The sequence below is a fragment of the Streptomyces sp. NPDC002306 genome (assembly GCF_053593435.1).
In genome coordinates this window covers 207,042-223,680 of record NZ_JBSFCK010000005.1, presented here as the reverse complement: position 1 = coordinate 223,680, position 16,639 = coordinate 207,042, and the positions used below count along the sequence as shown (strand labels likewise).

General features: G+C 72.0%; 18 protein-coding genes and 1 pseudogene. 9 read left to right on the top strand and 10 right to left on the bottom strand.

The window, feature by feature from the left end; genetic code table 11:
• Nucleotides 1–181: 181 nt before the first annotated feature.
• The 3 genes from ACWCQK_RS13010 to ACWCQK_RS13000 all read left to right on the top strand — a co-directional run bounded on the left by ACWCQK_RS13010 (nt 182) and on the right by ACWCQK_RS13000 (nt 3,583).
• Nucleotides 182–970 carry an ATP-binding protein gene (locus ACWCQK_RS13010; RefSeq protein WP_451155010.1) on the top strand — a complete coding sequence of 263 codons (789 nt, stop codon included), beginning with the start codon at nt 182–184 and terminating at the stop codon, nt 968–970.
• A complete protein-coding gene (locus ACWCQK_RS13005) occupies nt 967–1,404 on the top strand; it encodes a hypothetical protein (RefSeq protein WP_451155008.1) in 438 nt (145 codons plus the stop codon). The genes ACWCQK_RS13010 and ACWCQK_RS13005 overlap by 4 nt, the downstream gene beginning before the upstream one ends.
• Before the next feature lie 316 nt (nt 1,405–1,720).
• Nucleotides 1,721–3,583: an ABC transporter ATP-binding protein gene (locus ACWCQK_RS13000; protein ID WP_451155351.1), complete on the top strand. Its 1,863-nt coding sequence runs from the start codon at nt 1,721–1,723 to the stop codon at nt 3,581–3,583.
• Nucleotides 3,584–3,589: 6 nt separating this feature from the next.
• Here ACWCQK_RS13000 and ACWCQK_RS12995 read toward each other — a convergent pair whose 3' ends face one another.
• Nucleotides 3,590–3,760 carry a hypothetical protein gene (locus ACWCQK_RS12995; RefSeq protein WP_451155006.1) on the bottom strand — a complete coding sequence of 57 codons (171 nt, stop codon included), beginning with the start codon at nt 3,758–3,760 and terminating at the stop codon, nt 3,590–3,592.
• 156 nt (nt 3,761–3,916) lie between these two features.
• On the bottom strand, nt 3,917–4,606 hold the full coding sequence (locus ACWCQK_RS12990; protein ID WP_451155004.1) for a DUF899 domain-containing protein: 690 nt from the start codon (nt 4,604–4,606) through the stop codon (nt 3,917–3,919).
• Nucleotides 4,607–4,909: 303 nt separating this feature from the next.
• Between ACWCQK_RS12990 and ACWCQK_RS12985 the strand changes: the two genes are divergently transcribed.
• Nucleotides 4,910–5,860: an endonuclease/exonuclease/phosphatase family protein gene (locus ACWCQK_RS12985; protein WP_451155002.1), complete on the top strand. Its 951-nt coding sequence runs from the start codon at nt 4,910–4,912 to the stop codon at nt 5,858–5,860.
• Between the two features lie 361 nt (nt 5,861–6,221).
• Here the strand turns inward: ACWCQK_RS12985 and ACWCQK_RS12980 are convergent, their stop codons facing one another.
• On the bottom strand, nt 6,222–6,953 hold the full coding sequence (locus ACWCQK_RS12980) for a DUF7873 family protein (RefSeq protein WP_451155000.1): 732 nt from the start codon (nt 6,951–6,953) through the stop codon (nt 6,222–6,224).
• Between the two features lie 314 nt (nt 6,954–7,267).
• Here ACWCQK_RS12980 and ACWCQK_RS12975 point away from each other — a divergent pair.
• Both ACWCQK_RS12975 and ACWCQK_RS12970 read left to right on the top strand, forming a co-directional pair.
• Nucleotides 7,268–7,498: pseudogene (locus ACWCQK_RS12975) on the top strand (RidA family protein); the annotation flags it as partial.
• A 93-nt stretch (nt 7,499–7,591) separates the two neighbouring features.
• A complete protein-coding gene (locus ACWCQK_RS12970; RefSeq protein WP_451155350.1) occupies nt 7,592–8,041 on the top strand; it encodes an N-acetyltransferase family protein in 450 nt (149 codons plus the stop codon).
• A 62-nt stretch (nt 8,042–8,103) separates the two neighbouring features.
• Here ACWCQK_RS12970 and ACWCQK_RS12965 read toward each other — a convergent pair whose 3' ends face one another.
• A complete protein-coding gene (locus ACWCQK_RS12965; RefSeq protein WP_451154998.1) occupies nt 8,104–8,829 on the bottom strand; it encodes a uracil-DNA glycosylase in 726 nt (241 codons plus the stop codon).
• Nucleotides 8,830–8,958: 129 nt separating this feature from the next.
• On the opposite strand from ACWCQK_RS12965, the gene ACWCQK_RS12960 reads away from it, so the two are divergent.
• Nucleotides 8,959–9,558 carry an RNA-binding S4 domain-containing protein gene (locus tag ACWCQK_RS12960; protein WP_451154996.1) on the top strand — a complete coding sequence of 200 codons (600 nt, stop codon included), beginning with the start codon at nt 8,959–8,961 and terminating at the stop codon, nt 9,556–9,558.
• 16 nt (nt 9,559–9,574) lie between these two features.
• Here ACWCQK_RS12960 and ACWCQK_RS12955 read toward each other — a convergent pair whose 3' ends face one another.
• Nucleotides 9,575–10,036, bottom strand: coding sequence for a DoxX family protein (locus ACWCQK_RS12955; protein WP_451154994.1), 462 nt, complete (start codon nt 10,034–10,036; stop codon nt 9,575–9,577).
• Nucleotides 10,037–10,206: 170 nt separating this feature from the next.
• Nucleotides 10,207–11,106: an acyltransferase domain-containing protein gene (locus tag ACWCQK_RS12950; RefSeq protein WP_451154992.1), complete on the bottom strand. Its 900-nt coding sequence runs from the start codon at nt 11,104–11,106 to the stop codon at nt 10,207–10,209.
• A gap of 76 nt (nt 11,107–11,182) precedes the next feature.
• Here ACWCQK_RS12950 and ACWCQK_RS12945 point away from each other — a divergent pair, with 76 nt between their 5' ends.
• On the top strand, nt 11,183–11,449 hold the full coding sequence (locus tag ACWCQK_RS12945; RefSeq protein ID WP_451154990.1) for a DUF6343 family protein: 267 nt from the start codon (nt 11,183–11,185) through the stop codon (nt 11,447–11,449).
• A 19-nt stretch (nt 11,450–11,468) separates the two neighbouring features.
• On the opposite strand, the gene ACWCQK_RS12940 is transcribed toward ACWCQK_RS12945, so the two are convergent.
• The 4 genes from ACWCQK_RS12940 to rpsA form a co-directional block, all read right to left on the bottom strand.
• Nucleotides 11,469–11,849 carry a tetratricopeptide repeat protein gene (locus tag ACWCQK_RS12940; RefSeq protein ID WP_451154988.1) on the bottom strand — a complete coding sequence of 127 codons (381 nt, stop codon included), beginning with the start codon at nt 11,847–11,849 and terminating at the stop codon, nt 11,469–11,471.
• A gap of 50 nt (nt 11,850–11,899) precedes the next feature.
• The gene (gene coaE / locus ACWCQK_RS12935) at nt 11,900–12,532 is read right to left on the bottom strand and encodes a dephospho-CoA kinase (RefSeq protein ID WP_451154986.1); all 633 of its coding nucleotides are present in this window, start codon (nt 12,530–12,532) and stop codon (nt 11,900–11,902) included.
• Between the two features lie 45 nt (nt 12,533–12,577).
• Nucleotides 12,578–13,516, bottom strand: a complete 939-nt coding sequence (locus ACWCQK_RS12930) for a PAC2 family protein (RefSeq protein ID WP_451154984.1) — start codon at nt 13,514–13,516, stop codon at nt 12,578–12,580.
• A gap of 427 nt (nt 13,517–13,943) precedes the next feature.
• A complete protein-coding gene (rpsA, locus tag ACWCQK_RS12925) occupies nt 13,944–15,449 on the bottom strand; it encodes a 30S ribosomal protein S1 (protein WP_385783477.1) in 1,506 nt (501 codons plus the stop codon).
• A gap of 228 nt (nt 15,450–15,677) precedes the next feature.
• Here rpsA and ACWCQK_RS12920 point away from each other — a divergent pair, with 228 nt between their 5' ends.
• Nucleotides 15,678–16,637 carry a class I SAM-dependent methyltransferase gene (locus ACWCQK_RS12920; RefSeq protein WP_451154982.1) on the top strand — a complete coding sequence of 320 codons (960 nt, stop codon included), beginning with the start codon at nt 15,678–15,680 and terminating at the stop codon, nt 16,635–16,637.
• Nucleotides 16,638–16,639 lie beyond the last annotated feature (2 nt).

The following is a 16,639-nucleotide window of genomic DNA, read 5'->3' as shown; positions in this document are numbered from 1 at the left end:
TCCGGTGACAAAGGAACGACAAAAGAATCCTGACAGCCCTACGGCGCCATTCGAAGACCCATTCGAAGATCTGGACGGATCTTCGGTGATCCCAACTGGCGCCGCTCGACGTGCTGTTGCGAGCAGTCTGCCACGCCCTTCCACTTCGTCACACAGCACTCTGCATTTTTCAGAGTGACACTTGCCAAGTGTTCACGGCGGGGCGATAGTGGCAAGCGTGATTCCGTCCGCGCCCTTAGGAACAGACGCAGCCGCAGGCCGCCCCCTCGGTCTCGGCGCCACGGTGACAGGACCCGTCAGGGCCGCCACCGAGCGCCGGTTCCGTTTCGAGCTGGCCGCACATCCGGGTTCCCCCGCCCAGGCCAGACGTCTGACCCGGGCCCGGCTGACCGGTTGGTCGGTGTGCGAGGACACCTGCGACACCGCGGCCCTGGTCATATCCGAACTGGTCACCAACGCGATCGTGCACACCGCGAGCAGTCGTGTCGTGTGCGAGCTGTACGACGGCGACGAACGCGTGCGGATAGCCGTGCGCGACGAGGGCTGCACACCGGGTGAGCCCCACCCGTCCCCGCAGCGGCCCGAGGAGGAGCACGGCCGGGGGCTGCTGCTGATAGAGGCCCTGTGTCACTCCTGGGGTGCCCAGGAGCACGGCACCGGCCTGCTGGTCTGGGCCGAGCTCCGCCGCCTGACGGAACCCTCGCACGACCACGCCCGACCCCACGGCGAGCCCCGCCACGAGTCCCACGGCGAGCCTCACCACGAGTCACCCGAGTCACCCGTGTCTCCCGACGAGTCCCGCCACGTCCCGCACGACGAGCCCCGCGGCGACCTCGGCTGGGGCACCCGCCCGAAGCCCGGTGCGCCCGGTGTCCCGGGTGACGAGGACGAGCCGCGGCAGCGGTGGCACGCACCGAGGACCCTGGGCGTCGTACCGCACCAACGAGACCAGGACCGGAGCGACGCGTGAGCGCTGTGCCCGGCCCCGGCCAACTGCTCACCCTGGACACGCTGGTACGGCTGCGGCGCGGCACGCGGAGCTCGCCCGTCCCGCGCCGGCTCGCCGTCCCCGACGGCATGGCCACCCCGCTGGGCTGGGACGCGGTGGCGGTGCCCGCCCGCTTCGGGCCGCAGGTGCTGCCCCGGCTGCCGCGCGTGGGATGCGTCTACGCCGACGGGACGCACTGGTGGTGGATCGTCCCGTCCGACTCCGACCACGCGCTGGAGTGGCCCGCCCCCGCGCACTACGCGACCGGCGCCGTCCTCCCGGACGCCACGCACTCCCCGGTGCTCGTCCACCGGCCGGACGACTCGGTTCCGTACACCCCGCCGATCCCCCTCTACCTGACCCTGTGCCGGCTGACGGGGACCGCACCTGCCTGGTCACGGCCGATCAGCGCGTGAAGCCTCGCGGTCGGCGCCCGCGCGGCCGGTCCCGGGCGGCCCCCGCCTGTCTCCGCACCCTCAACCGCGCTCATCCGGACCGCCGATGCCACCCACCCCACCGGCGTCCCGAGGATGCCGCCGGCGCCGCCCCCCGCGTACGCCCGCGCGCTCCCGCCTCAGGGATGTGCGCCCTGCCCTGAAGAGACACCTCCCGCCATAGTGGCCGTTTGTCCACGTCCGGGGGAGGTCGACGGTGGCAAAGCGGCAGGGCACGGGCCAACCCGAGGTGTCCGAGTCGGAACGACTGCTCTTCGGCGGCGCCCTGCGCTACGACATGGGCTGGAACCAGCACGCGAACGCCTTCCTCGAACTGAACTTCCGCGCCATGCTGACCCGGCTGCCCGCGCTGCTCGCCTCCAGCTTCCGGCTGGCCCGGCAGGCCGACCCCGCCGCCGCGCGGACCGTGCTGGCCGCGGAGGCGGCCCGGGGGCTGGCGCAGGCGGTGGGCCTGCTCGCGGTCAACAGCGTGCTGGGGCGGCTGATGACCTCCGGCCCGATCGAGGACCGGCTGCGCGGCGCCGTCCCCGCCCTGGTCACCATGGCCGCCGTGCTGCTGGTCGGAGCGCTGCTGCGGGCCGCGTCGACGTACGCCACCGGCCGGCTGGAGCCCAAGGTGGAGCGGGTGGCGACCGAGCAGTACCTGGAGCGGGCGGCGTCCGTGGAACTGGCCGCGATCGAGGACCACGCCTTCCACAAGCTGCTGGACACCGCGCAGTACGGCGCTTCCTCCGCCCGTCGGATGATCATGTACGGCACGCGCGTGGTGAACGCGATGATCTCGCTCGTCACCGCGGCCGGTGTGCTGACCGTGCTGCACCCGGCGCTGCTCCCGCTGCTGGTGACGATGACGCTGCCGAGCGCCTGGAGCGCGCTGGTCAACGCCCGGCGCCGCTACGAGTCCTTCCACACCTGGGTGCAGCACGCCCGCGCCGGACAGCTCATCAGCAGTCTGCTCACCGAGCCGGCGGCGGCGCCGGAGATCCGGGTGCACGGGGTCGGCCCGTTCCTGCTGCGCCACTTCCGCGCGATGTCGGAGGCCGCGGAGGCGGAGCAGGCCCGGCTGGCCCGGCTGTCGGCGCGCACCGGCCTGATCGCGGCGGCCTGGACGGGCCTCGCGACGGTGGGGACGTACGCGACGCTCGGCGGGCTGCTGGTCACCGGCACGATGGCGCTGTCCGTGGCGGGCACGGCCGTGATCGCGATCCGCACCGGCTCCGCGAGCCTGGACACGCTGGTCCTGGAGGTGAACGCGCTGCACGAGGAGGCCCTGTTCGTGGGCGACCTGGAGCGCCTGTACGTCGAGGCGGCCGAGCGGGCCATCCCGGCCGGGGGTGCCGCGCTGCCGGAGGATCCGCGGGAGATCAGGTTCGAGAACGTCACGTTCAGCTATCCGGGCGAGTCCGCCCGTCCCGCGCTGGACGACGTCAGCCTCACCGTCCCGATGGGCCGGATCGTCGCGCTCGTCGGCGAGAACGGTTCGGGCAAGACGACTCTGGTGAAGCTGCTCGCGGGGCTCTACAAACCGGATCGGGGGCGGATCCTGTGGGACGGCGTCGACGCGGCGACCGCGGACCGGCACCGGCTGGCCGAGCGGATCGCGATGCTGGCGCAGGACTTCAAGCGGTGGCCGTTCACGGCCCGGGTCAATGTCGCCGTCGGCCGTTCCTCCGCGTCCCCGACCGAGGAGCGGCTGACCACGTCGATCGCCGAGGCGGGCGCCGAGGAGGTGGTCGCCGATCTGCCCCGGGGTCTGGACACCCTGCTGGCCCGCAACTTCAGCGGCGGTCACGAGCTGTCGGGCGGTCAGTGGCAGCGGCTCGGCATCGCGCGGGCCGCCTTCCGGCGTGGCCGCATCCTGATCGTGGACGAGCCGACGGCGGCTCTGGACGCCCGGGCCGAGCTGGAGGTCTTCGAGAAGATCCGGGCGCTGGCCGGCACCGGGCAGACGGTCGTCCTCATCACGCACCGGCTGGCGTCCGTGCGCCACGCGGACCTGGTGCACGTGCTCGACCAGGGCCGGCTGGTGGAGTCGGGCACCCCCGACGAACTGATCACCAGCGGCGGGATCTACGCCGAGCTGTACGCGCTCCAGGCCGAGCAGTTCACGACGAAGCTGCCCGCCCCGAAGGCGGGCTGAGCCGCCTCACTCCGTGTCACCCGCGCGCAGCACCACCAGGAACGTGTCCGTCGCGAGGTCCATGACCACCTCGGCGGGCACGCCCTCCTGACGCCGCGCGTGCGCGAACTCCTCCGCGGGCCACGAACCGCGCGGCCCACCCGCGGGAAAGCGTTCGAGCACTGTTCGCCCGTTCACCACCCTGCACCTCCAGAAAGCGTCGTACGTGTAGGAGTTAACGCTTTCCAGGGGTCGAACGGCTCGCTCGGTGACGGGACTGAGACGTAGCTGACACGCGACCACCGCGGAGTGTGAGGGTCCGGTCACTTGGTGAACGGTTGGACACCGTTCGTGTCAGTCCTCGTACTCGTCGTGATAGAGAACGCGCTCACTGCCCGCGGGAGCGCCGAGAGCCGACGCGCGTCCGGCGGGCTCCTCCCACTCCTCCTGCCGTCCCAGCGCCGTCAGGTCCAGCAGGCTGGTGGTCGAGCCGAGTCCGTCCAGACCGCGTTCATAGGTCGAGTACGTGTGCAGGACCCGGTCACGGTCGCGCAGGAAGCAACTGATGCCCGGCCGCTCGAAGAGCTCCCCGTCGCGCTCCAGGGTCACCTCGAAGTCGTGGTTGAAGTCACCGGGGGCCGCGGAGTACCAGGGCAGGGTCCAGCCCATCCGCGCCTTGAACGGCAGGATGGTGGTGTACGGCGCCCGGGACACGGCCGCGAACGTCGTGCCGCGGGCCCGCAGATGCGCGAGGTGGCCGATCTGGTCGAGGAACGCCGAGCAACTGCGGCAGCCGGCGTCCCACTCGGGCGCGAACATGAAGTGGTAGACCACGAGTTGCTGTCGTCCCTCGAAGAGGTCGAGGAGGGTGGCCTTGCCGTCGCCGCCCTCGAAGACGTACTCCTTGTCGATCTCCACCATCGGCAGCCGGCGCCGCTCGGCGTTGAGCGCGTCCCGCGCGCGTGTCACCACCTTCTCCTTGACCAGCAGTTCCTCGCGTGCCGCCTGCCACTGCGCGCGCGAGACGATCTCCGGAAGCGACATGACTCCTCCTGTGCGACGGTCCGTTCCCAGGGGTGACCGTCGAAGGAAGCGGAACTCATCGCGGCGCCGGAGGTTTTTTCCGCGGCGGCTCAGGACGATCACGGCGCCCTCGCCCGCGCGACGGGCGGGAGCGGAGCCGGTTCCCGCCGCGACGGGAGACGGCGTCATCACGCCGGCGTAGGACCGTGTCGTGCCCGCGCGTGAGCCGGACCGCGCATCCCGCCTCGGCCCTGTCGCGGGCGCCGCCGGCCGGGGCACGCTGGCCTCACCACGCCTCGCCCCGGCCGCTGGAAGGAACCCGGCATGATCGTCGGCACCTGGAACCTGGAGAACCTCTACCGGCCCGCCGGCCCGTCCGGCCCGCGGGACAAGGCGGCGTACGAGACGAAGCTCGCCGCCCTCGCCGCCGTGATCACGGAACTCGACCCGGCGCTGCTCGGCGTGCAGGAGGTCGGCGAGCCGGAGGCGCTGGAGGACCTGGTCGCGATGATGGGCGGCGACCGGCACATCGCCCTCAGCACGCTGCCGGACGGCCGGGGCATCCGCGTCGGCTTCCTCAGCCGTACGCCCCTGACCGTGCTGGCCGACACCGACGCGTTCCCGGCGGGGCTGGGCCCGGTGCAGACGGACGACTCGGGCCTGACCGTGACACGGACGGGACGCGGCTTCCTGGCGGTGCGGACCACGACGGAGGCCGGACCGCTGCGGGCTGCGGTCGCCCACCTCAAGTCCAAGCTGCTGTCGTACCCGGACAATCGATTCTTCCCCCACGACGAGGGTGAACGGGCCCGCTACGGCGCCTACGCCCTCTACCGGCGCGCCGCGGAGGCGACGGCACTGCGCGCGCTGGCGGACGAACTCCTCGCGGACGACGGCCGGACCCACGACGTACTGGTGCTGGGCGACCTCAACGACGAGGTGGGGGCGGCGACCACACAGATCTTGCTCGGCCCGCCCGGCTCCGAGATCGGCACCACCGGCTACGGCAAGCCCGACAAGGGCGACGCGGGCCGCCTGTGGGACGTGGCCCCGCTCATCCCCGCCGACCGGCGCTACTCGCGCGTCGACTCCGGTCGCCGCGAACTCATCGACCACATCCTCGCGAGTCACCGTCTGGTCCACCGGGTGACGGCGGCCGGGACCGGGCTCCCGGACCGGGCCGCGCCGCACCTGCCCTCGATCGGGCCGGACCCGGCGGAGCGACGCGGGGCACCGGGGTCGGACCACGCGCCGGTCTGGGCACGGGTGGACTGAGGCCGGTCGCGGACATGCGAGCGGGTCCGGAGGCGTAGCCTGCCCCCGGACCCTGTGGATGCCGCCCATACGGCACGCCGGCACGCTTGAGGACCCAGGTCAGTCGTTATGTCGCCGCGTCCTGCCTTTGGACCACCACGCATCGAGCTGCGCGGACCGGACTTGAACCGGCATCTCGACGTACTGGGGCCTGGGCCCGGTCGATCCGGCGATCGGCGGCGAATGCTGAGTCTGGAGCAAGAGTCTGAGATTGACGCGGCCGGCTCGATGTCCGGCCGCCACATCACGACAAGCTTCAGCTTCAGCTTGCGCTCCTCGCGCGCCCCGGCCGTGGTGCGTGGTGACCGGGGAGATCTGGAGGCTACCCGAAGAGGTAGCCGAACACGGCGTCGCCGACGCGCTCGTCGACGACTTCGGTGCCGTTCGCCTCCTCGCGGGCGAACTTCACGGCCTGCTGCAACTTCTCGACCCGGGCGAGCAGTTCGTTGACGCGTCGCGCCGGGAGCGCCCCCGAGAACTTCACGGTCGTCCAGTACCCGACCGGGATGTCCTCGTAGTAGACCTCGACCTGCGCCGGATGCTTGTCGGTCGCCTCGGCCTTCACATGGTTGCGGGGCACCTTCTTGGTCCGCAGCGTCCGCACCGGCTCGGTCTTCCAGGCGTCGGTGGAGGGGTCCTGCACCCAGGACTCGGAGGCGTCGAGGACGGGCAGCTTCCGTACGAAGGTGTTGAGATCGACGAGCTGCTTCTCGAGGAAGAGCAGGTAGGACACGGGAACGTCCGCGACGAGCACGCGCCCGTCCACGGCCACGTCCGCACGGGCGGCGCAGTTGGCCCAGTCCTTCGTGGCGGTCACGTCGAACAGCCGGGTCAGGGTGGCCGCGGTGTCCCGCAGCACGTTCTCGGCCTGCACCTGCACCCGGGTCGACTCGGGCGGCAACTGCTCGCCCTCCTCGTCCTTCGGCTGGTACGTACGCGAGATGCCGGCCAGCAACGCGGGCTTCTGCAGGCCGTGATGGGCCGCCGTCAGGTCCTGGTGCGCCTTGGACTTGATGCCCTTCTCGACCGCGATGATCTGATTGAGTTTCGCCACGAGAGGGACCGTAGCAGCGGCAACTCCCGCCTCTCGAATGATTATTCGCCCGCACAGCGGCCGGGGGGGCGCCGCGCGGGCCATGACCGCCGCGAAATTCGGGTGCGGGCGGCGGCGCGGGCGTCGATGATCGGGAGGTTGCCCGTGGGCCGACGGGATCGGCCGGCGCGGGATCCGGAACATCGTCCGCCGCAGCCCTCGAGGAGCCCACATTGATCCGACGCACCACCGTCCCCGGTCTCTTTCCGCCCCCGGCCTACTCCCACGCCTCCGTCGTCGAGACCGGCGCCACACTGGCGTTCCTCGCCGGGTCCGTGCCGCTGGACGCGGACGGGAAGCTGGTCGGCGAGGGCGATCCCGTACGCCAGACCCGGCAGGTGATCGCCAACCTCGAGGCGCAACTGAGGGCCGTGGGCAGCGACTTGACGCATGTCGTGTCGACCGACGTGTACGTGGTGAGCGGTGAGACCGCGGTGCTGTCCGCCGTCTGGTCCGTCGTCGAGGCGTCCGGGCTCAGCGGCGGCCCGCATTCGTCGACGCTGGTCGGTGTGGCCTGTCTGGGGTACACGGGGCAACTCGTGGAGATCACGGCGACGGCCGTCGTGCCGGAGGAGCCGCGGGACCCGCAGGTGGGCCGTGTGCCGGCCGTCGTGCTGCGCCGGGCCGACGCGCGCGACGCCGCCGCGGCGGCCGACGTGTGGCTGCGGTCGTTCACGGCCGCGCTGCCCACGATCGTCAGGCCCCGGTCCGACGACGAGGTTCGCGGCTACTTCCGGGACGTGGTGGTGCCCTCGCGCGAGACCTGGGTGGCCGAGGCCGAGGACGGCATCGTGGGGGTCATGGTGATGGAGGGCGGGCTGCTGTCGCAGCTCTACCTCGACCCGAGGTGGCGCGGGCGCGGCCTCGGCGACCGGTTCGTCACGCTGGCCAAGGAGCGCAGCCCGCGGGGCCTGACCCTGTGGACCTTCCAGATCAACGAGCCCGCCCACCGCTTCTACGAGCGGCACGGCTTCGTGGCCGTCGAGCGCACGGACGGCGCCGACAACGAGGAGCGCGAGCCGGACGTGCGGTACGTGTGGCGGCCGTAGCCCCGCGCTCGCTTCCGTCCCGCCCCCGCGCCCGCGTCCCCGTCCGCCTGGTCGTACCCGCCTCACTCCGGCCGACGTCGGAGAACCGCGCGTGGTGGCCGGGCGCCGAGACCCGCCGCCTCCGCCGCCGTGCCCAGTACCTCGCGCAGCATCTCGGGAGTGAGCCGGCCGGTGAAGGTGTTGCGCTGGCTGACGTGGAAGCAGCCGAACAGCTCGAGACCGCCGAGCGGGACGCGGGCGCCGTGCGCGAAGGCCGGTCGTGGCCGGGGCACCGCCCAGCCCGCAGCGGCGAACGCCGGCAGCGCCGCCTGCCAGCCGAACGCGCCCAGGACGACCACGGCCCGCAGCGTCGGCCGCAGCAGCTCCAGCTCCTGGACCAGCCACGGCCGGCAGGTGTCGCGTTCCCCGGGCGTGGGCTTGTTGGCGGGCGGGGCGCAGTGCACGGGCGAGGTGATACGGACGCCGTACAGCTCCAGTCCGTCGTCGGCGGCGACGGAGGTGGGCTGCGAGGCGAGGCCCACGTCGTACAGCGCCTGGAACAGCACGTCCCCGGAGCGGTCGCCGGTGAACATCCGGCCCGTGCGGTTGCCGCCGTGGGCGGCGGGGGCCAGGCCGACGATCAGGAGCGAGGCGTCGGCGGGTCCGAAGCCGGGCACCGGGCGCCCCCAGTACGTCCGGTCGGCGAACGCGGCCCGCTTGGTACGGGCGACCTCCTCGCGCCAGGCCACGAGCCGGGGACACGCGGCACACCCGGTGATCCGGGTGTCCAGAGCGGCCAGGCTGTCCATGAGTCCACCGTAGACCCGCCCCGGTGGCCACCGGGCTCCACGGACCCGGGGTGACAGCCCCGCCGGGACCGCCGGAGGGCGAAAGAATCCCGGCGGACCGGCGAGGGCCCGGCGGCTAGAGTCGGGACCATGGTTTCTCAGGACTCGGGCCACGGGGCGGCCGACCCGCACGGGGCCGCGGACGCGAGCGGTACCGCGGGCGCGAACGGTGTCACGGACCCGCGGGGCGGCACGGAGGGTGCCGCCGGGGCCGGCGCCGACGCCGACGCGCCGGACCCGCAGGTCGCCGCCGCGATCGCCGCCGCCGAGGCCGCCGGGCCCGCGAGCGGCACGTCCGTGCGCCTCGACAGCTGGATCTGGTCCGTACGGCTGGTCAAGACCCGCTCCCAGGCCGCCACCGCCTGCCGGGGCGGACACGTGCGGGTGAACGGCGAGCGCGTCAAGCCCGCGCACGCGGTCCGCGTCGGCGACGAGGTACGCGTACGGCAGGAGGGCTGGGAGCGGGTCGTCGTCGTCAAGCGGCTGATCCGCAAGCGGGTGGGCGCTCCGGTGGCCGCCCAGTGCTACGTCGACAACAGCCCGCCGCCCCCGCCCCGCGAGGCCGTCGCCCCGGCCGGCGTCCGCGACCGGGGCACCGGGCGCCCCACCAAGCGGGACCGCCGCGAGACCGAACGCCTGCGTGCCCTGAACGGACTGCGTGGCTCGGGCGGCCGGGCCGAGGGACGGTGACCGGGGGCCACGAAGGTCACACCCGGTGCCGCCGTACCGGTCGCAGCAGGTCGGCGTTGTGCCCGCGCCGGGCCCAGGCGATCAGGGCGAGCGGCACGAGCAGGATGAGCGGTGTCGCCGCGTTCTGCCCGTCGAAGACGGTGAGCTGGACGACGAACGCCCCGATCATCAGCGCGCCCAGCGCGAGGGCGGCCACCGACTGCAGCACCGGCACCAACAGGGCGACCGCGCCCGCCAGTTCGAGCGCGCCGATGGTGTACATGCCCGCGCTGCCCCAGCCGATGCGGTCGAACGACTCGGCGGCCGAGGGGTGCGCGATCAGCTTCGGCAGCGCGCTCGCGATCCCGTAGAAGAGGGCGAGCAGCACCTGGAGGGCGCGCAGCGCGATCCGGGCGCGGCGGCCGCGGGCGGTCGCGGACTCGGCCACGACGGCGCGGTCCGGGACGGAGGCGGCGGCACTGGCGGCGGTCTCGGACATGAGGTCTCCTGTGTGAGGTGGTCCGTGGTGCTTTCACAGAGGTAGACCGGGGTGCGGCGCGGAACTCATCGCCGTACGGGACCTGTTGCGACGGCCGCCGGCAAGCAAGCGCTGCCCGGGCGGATGCCCGCGTGGAAGCCCGCACGGCCGACGGACCGGGCGGGCGCCTGTTACAGCGGGAACCAGCCGTAGGGGACGTACCAGTGGCCGCCCTCGCGCAGATGGTCCACGACGACCCGCTCCAGCCTGGTGCGGCGCGACAGTCGCTCCAACGGCACGTCCTCGGTGCCGAAGACGAAACGGACCGGCGTCAGGTCCTCGGGCTCCGTCGGCAGCGGGCCGAGCCGGAACCGCTCCTGGAAGCGCACGATGTTGGAACGCTCGGGCAGGTACGTCCTGAGCTGGGGGTCGAGCAGCCAGGAATCGCAGGTCACGACCTGGTAGGGCTCCTCCGGGTAGTGGCGGGCGAAGAAGTCCCGCGCCAGCGCGAGGGAGCGGTCGCAGGCCTGCGGTGTCAGCGGCCCCGAGAAGTCCGGGATGTGCAGGCCCAGCCCGAGGTCACCCGGCCCGAGGGGAAGTCCCCCCGCGGCGATCGAGTCGCCCGTCCACGAGCCGATCCGGCTCCGCTGGAACTGCAACCGCCCCAGTTGGTAGAGCTCGCCGCGGAAGTGCAGGGACAGCCAGCGGGGGCGCAGCATGCCGCCCGTGCCGTGCCGCCTGCGGTGCGCGGCGACGTTCCGGCCGGTGTCCGCCAGGGTGCGCCGGGCGACCTCGGCCGGGATGCCGCGGTCACGATGGTGGGCGCGCACCGACGGCAGCGCCGCCACCAGGACGAACAGGGGGAAGAACCGCTGGAGGGGGCCCGGCGCCCAGTCGAGGTCGGGCAGATCGGCACCGCCGTGGATCTCGCCCGTCCCCCGGACCAGTTCCTCGACGGACCGCTCCAGGAAGCCCCGCAGCTCCGGGTCGTCCACGACCCGTCGGCCGAGCCGGACCACGTCGTTGATGTCCTCGTGCGGTACGGCGAGGTCGGACAGCACTTCGGCGAGTTCGTCGGTATCGGGCAGCACGCGGTGGACCCCCTCTGCGGACCGCTTGGAGAACGTCCGCACCGAAGAGTACGTTGCAGGAAGGAGTGATGATCCGATGCGTACGGGAAGTGAGCCGACGACTGCGCGCAGTGCGCTGCGGTTGCGCCTGTGGCTGACCGTGTGGGGACTGGTCTGGACGGTCTTCGGGACCGTTGCCTTCACGCTCGCCGGCCGTCCCGGCTGGGCCGCCGCCTGTGGGGCGTTGTGGCTGGTCGTGACCGTCGACCTGGCGATGATCCTCAAGCACCTGCGGCAGGGGCCGCACTACCAGCCGGGCCGCGACATCCCGCCGTATCGGCCGCCGGAACACCGCCATCCCTGACCGCTCCCCGTGATCCGGCTCAGGAGTCGAACCGCGCCGCTTTGAGGTACTGCGGTTTCGGGTCCAGCGCGGCGGCCAGCCGGAAGTGGCGTTTGGCCTGGTCGTGCCGTCCCTGGCGCTCGTAGGTGCGGGCGAGCGCGAAGTGCGCGAACGCGTTGTCCGGTTCCCGCTCCAGGACGATCGTGAACTCCAGCTCGGCGGGCCGCAGTTGCGCGGAGGCGAAGAAGGCTCGCGCGCGCAGCAGCCGGGCGGCGGTGTTCTCCGGGTGCGCCGCGATGACGCCGTCGAGCAGCTTCACCGCGCCCCGCGGGTCCCGCGCGGCGAGCAGCCGCTCCGCGGCGCGGAAGTCGATGACATGCGTCTCCGGAGTACGTCCGGTCGAACCGCTGGTTTCGGGCACGCGAAATTCCTTCCCTCGCTGCCCGGTTTCAACGCCCGGAGCGCGTACCCCTATTCCCCGGCCGGCTCCGGTGCCGGCGCCGGTTCCGCGTGCGCCCCGCGCTCCAGATCCGCCCAGACCTCCCGCACGCGTCGTTCGAGGTCGGCGAGCGGCACGTCGTTGTCGATGACGACGTCGGCGATCGCCAGGCGCTGCTCGCGGGTCGCCTGCGCGGCCATCCGGGCCCGGGCGTCCGCCTCGGTCATGCCCCGCAGCCGGACGAGCCGGTCGAGCTGGGTCTCGGGGCTCGCGTCGACCACGATCACGAGGTCATAGAGACGCGCGAGGCCGTTCTCGGTGAGGAGCGGGACGTCGTGGACGACGACGGAGTCCTCGGCGGCGGCGCTCTCCAGCTCACGGGAGCGGGCGCCGACCAGGGGGTGCACGATCCCGTTCAGGACGGCGAGTTTCTGGGGGTCGGCGAAGACGACGGAGCCCAGTTTCGGCCGGTCGAGACTGCCGTCCTCGGTGAGGACCTCCTCGCCGAAGGCCTCCGCGACGGCCGCGAGTCCCGGGGTTCCGGGCGCGACAACCTCCCGTGCGATGCGGTCCGCGTCGATCAGCACCGCCCCGCACGCGACGAGCAGCCGCGACACCTCGCTCTTGCCGGCCCCGATGCCACCGGTCAGGCCCACTCTCAGCATGAGGCGAAGCTTAGGGCCAGAAGCCGACAGGGCGTCGGGCGGGCCTCAGCTGTCGCCCTCCCGCTCCGCGAGGAACTTCTCGAACTCGCGTCCGATCTCGTCCGCCGAGGGGATGTCGACCGCCTCGGCGAGCATGTTGCCCCGGCTGTCGGCACCGGCGGCCGCGTCGTACTGGTGCTCGAGACCCTGGACGAGGGCGGTGAGCTCCTCGTCGCCCTCCTGGACCTGGCGGTCGATCTCCGTCTGCGTCCGGTGCGCGTCCGTGCGCAGGGCGTGCGCGATGCCGGGCAGGACCAGGCCGGTGGCGGCCGTGACGGACTCCAGGACGGTGAGCGCGGCGTCCGGGTAGGCGGAGCGGGCGATGTAGTGGGGCACGTGCGCGGCGACGCCGAGGACGTCGTGGCCGCCCTCGATGAGCCGGTACTCGACGAGCGCGGCGGCGCTGCCCGGCACCTGAGCCTCGTCGAAGGCGCTGCGATGGCCCGGGATGAGGTCGGTGCGGTTGCCGTGCGGGGTGAGGCCCACGGGGCGGGTGTGCGGGACGCCCATGGGGATGCCGTGGAAGTTCACCGAGAGCCGCACTCCGAGCCGTTCCACGATCTGCTGGACGGCGGCGGCGAAGCGCTCCCACTCCACGTCCGGCTCGGGGCCGGAGAGCAGCAGGAAGGGGGCTCCGGTGGTGTCCTGGAGGAGCCGCACGTCGATGGCGGGCTCGTCGTAGTCCGTCCACTCGTCGCGGCGGAAGGTCAGCAGCGGGCGGCGCGCCCGGTAGTCCACGAGCCGGTCGTGGTCGAAGCGGGCCACGACCTGGTGGGGCAACGAGTCGAGGAGCCGGTCGACGATCTGGTCGCCGGTCTCGCCCGCGTCGATGTACCCGTCGAAGTGGTAGAGCATGACAAGTCCGGCCGACTCCTGGGCGAGCGCCATGTCGACGACGGCCAGGCCCTTCGGCTCCCATGCGTACAAACCCTGCGGATCAAGCACTTGGACCGCTCCTCCTCGTGTTCAAAGGAGTCCAACACCGCGAGCGGCACGGGCATTCCCGGCCTGCGCCCTTGATCAACCGGCTCTCCCCCGGCCCCTGACGCGTGAGTCCGGCGAGGCCGCGGACTCTGGATGTGTCCCGCACCGCAGCGGCGCCGACCGGCCGCCCACGGCGCCCGTCGCGACGGGCGTCCGGCGCGCGCGACACCGCTCGCGCTCGAAGCCCGGACGGGCCGAGGGCCGAACACCGGGCCGGATGGGCCGAGGGCCAAACACCCGGCCGGACGGACCGAACCGGACCGGACAGACCGAGAGCCGGACACCGGACCGGACGGACCGAGAGCCGGACACGGGGCCGGACGGACCGAGGGCCCGCACCCGGTGTGGGTGCGGGCCCTCGGTGAGAGCTACAGCTACTGCTCAGCGATCAGCTCTGGCCGCCGGCCAGCTTCTCGCGCAGCGCGGCAAGCGCCTCGTCCGAGGCCAGCGCGCCGGACGTGTCGGCACCCTCGGAGGAGTACGAACCGCCACCGCCACCGCCACCGGACGCGGACGGAGCGGCAGCCTCGCCACCCTCGGCGGCCGCGGCGGCGTCCGCCTCGCGGGACTTGATGACCTGAGCCTGGTGCTGCTCGAAGCGCTGCTGCGCCTCGGCGTACTGGTTCTCCCAGACCTCACGCTGCGACTCGAAGCCCTCGAGCCAGTCGTTGGTCTCGGGGTCGAAGCCCTCGGGGTAGATGTAGTTGCCCTGGTCGTCGTACGACGCGGCCATGCCGTACAGGGTCGGGTCGAACTCGACCGAGGCCGGGTCGGCACCGAAGGACTCGTTGGCCTGCTTCAGCGAGAGGCTGATGCGACGCCGCTCGAGGTCGATGTCGATGACCTTGACGAAGATCTCGTCGTTGACCTGGACGACCTGCTCCGGGATCTCCACGTGGCGCTCGGCCAGCTCGGAGATGTGGACCAGACCCTCGATGCCCTCGTCCACGCGGACGAACGCACCGAACGGAACCAGCTTCGTGACCTTGCCCGGGACGACCTGGCCGATCTGGTGCGTACGGGCGAACTGCTGCCACGGGTCTTCCTGGGTCGCCTTCAGCGACAGGGAGACACGCTCGCGGTCCATGTCGACGTCGAGGACCTCGACGGTGACTTCCTGGCCGACCTCGACCACCTCGGAGGGGTGGTCGATGTGCTTCCAGGACAGCTCGGAGACGTGAACCAGACCGTCGACGCCACCCAGGTCCACGAAGGCACCGAAGTTGACGATCGAGGACACGACGCCGGAGCGGACCTGACCCTTCTGGAGGGTCGTGAGGAACGTCTGGCGGACCTCGGACTGGGTCTGCTCCAGCCAGGCACGGCGGGACAGGACCACGTTGTTGCGGTTCTTGTCCAGCTCGATGATCTTGGCCTCGAGCTCCTTGCCCACGTAGGGCTGGAGGTCGCGGACACGGCGCATCTCGACGAGGGAGGCCGGCAGGAAGCCACGGAGGCCGATGTCGAGGATGAGACCACCCTTGACCACCTCGATGACGGTGCCGGTGACGATGCCGTCCTCTTCCTTGATCTTCTCGATCGTGCCCCAGGCGCGCTCGTACTGGGCGCGCTTCTTCGAGAGGATCAGGCGGCCTTCCTTGTCCTCCTTCTGGAGAACAAGGGCCTCGATCTCGTCGCCGACCTTGACGACCTCGTTCGGGTCGACGTCGTGCTTGATCGAGAGCTCGCGGCTCGGGATGACACCTTCGGTCTTGTAACCGATGTCGAGCAGGACCTCGTCCCGGTCGACCTTCACGATGACGCCGTCGACGATGTCGCCGTCGTTGAAGTACTTGATCGTCTCGTCGATCGCGGCGAGGAATGCTTCCTCGTTACCGATGTCGTTGACCGCAACCTGCGGGGTGGTGGCGGTGGTCTCGGTGCTGCTCGTCATGTGGGAAAGGGCTCCGGTACGGACATTGAAGTCGTAGGTACTGCTACGCCGGGAGCCCGTATCGCTCTGAAGACGCCGGACAGCCAAGGAAGCGCCACACCGACGAAACTCCGGTGGCGCCTCGAGAACCGAGGGGACATACAACAGATGCGAGCGCAACCTGCTAGGTCTGAGGTGCGCAGGCCCGCAGCGCAACTTGTAGCATACGGGGGCAGCCGGGCAGGGTCAATGCGCGAAGGCGCACACCCGGGGCAGAACGCCCCAATCCCGGCACAATATCCGTCCCACAAGGCCATGCAGGCCGAAAAGACCCCCCGAGTGACACACCCTCGGCGGGTCGCGCGGAAGTGGCCGCAGACTAATACGCGGGAGCCGATCATCCAAGAGCCCGAAGCCTTCGAAGCGGAAGCCACCCGACGCGACTCGGACGCCACGGAGAGCGTCCGGGCCAACCGGGGCTGGTGGGACCGCAACGCGGACGAGTACCAGGTCGAGCACGGCACCTTCCTCGGCGACGACCGCTTCGTCTGGGGCCCCGAGGGCCTGGACGAGGTGGAGGCGGAGCTGCTCGGCCCGCCCGAGGACCTCAAGGACAAGGACGTCCTGGAGATCGGCGCGGGTGCCGCGCAGTGCGCGCGCTGGCTGGCCGGCCAGGGTGCCCGCCCGGTCGCCCTGGACATCTCCCACCGCCAGCTCCAGCACGCGCTGCGCATCGGCGGATCGTTCCCTCTCGTGTGCGCGGACGCGGGCGCGCTCCCCTTCGCGGACGCCTCCTTCGACCTGGCGTGCTCGGCGTACGGCGCGCTGCCGTTCGTCGCGGACCCGGTGCGCGTGCTGCGCGAGGTGCACCGGGTGCTGCGGCCCGGCGGCCGCTTCGTCTTCTCGGTGACGCACCCGATCCGCTGGGCGTTCCCGGACGAGCCCGGCCCGGAGGGGCTGTCGGTGGCGGCCTCCTACTTCGACCGCACGCCGTACGTGGAGCAGGACGAGGAGGGCCGCGCGGTCTACGTGGAGCACCACCGGACCGTCGGCGACCGCGTCCGGGACGTCGTGGCGGCCGGTTTCCGCCTGGTCGACCTGGTCGAACCGGAGTGGCCGGCCTGGAACACCGCCGAGTGGGGCGGCTGGTCGCCGCTGCGCGGGAACCTGATCCCGGGGACGGCCGTCTTCGTGTGCGTACGAGACTGAGC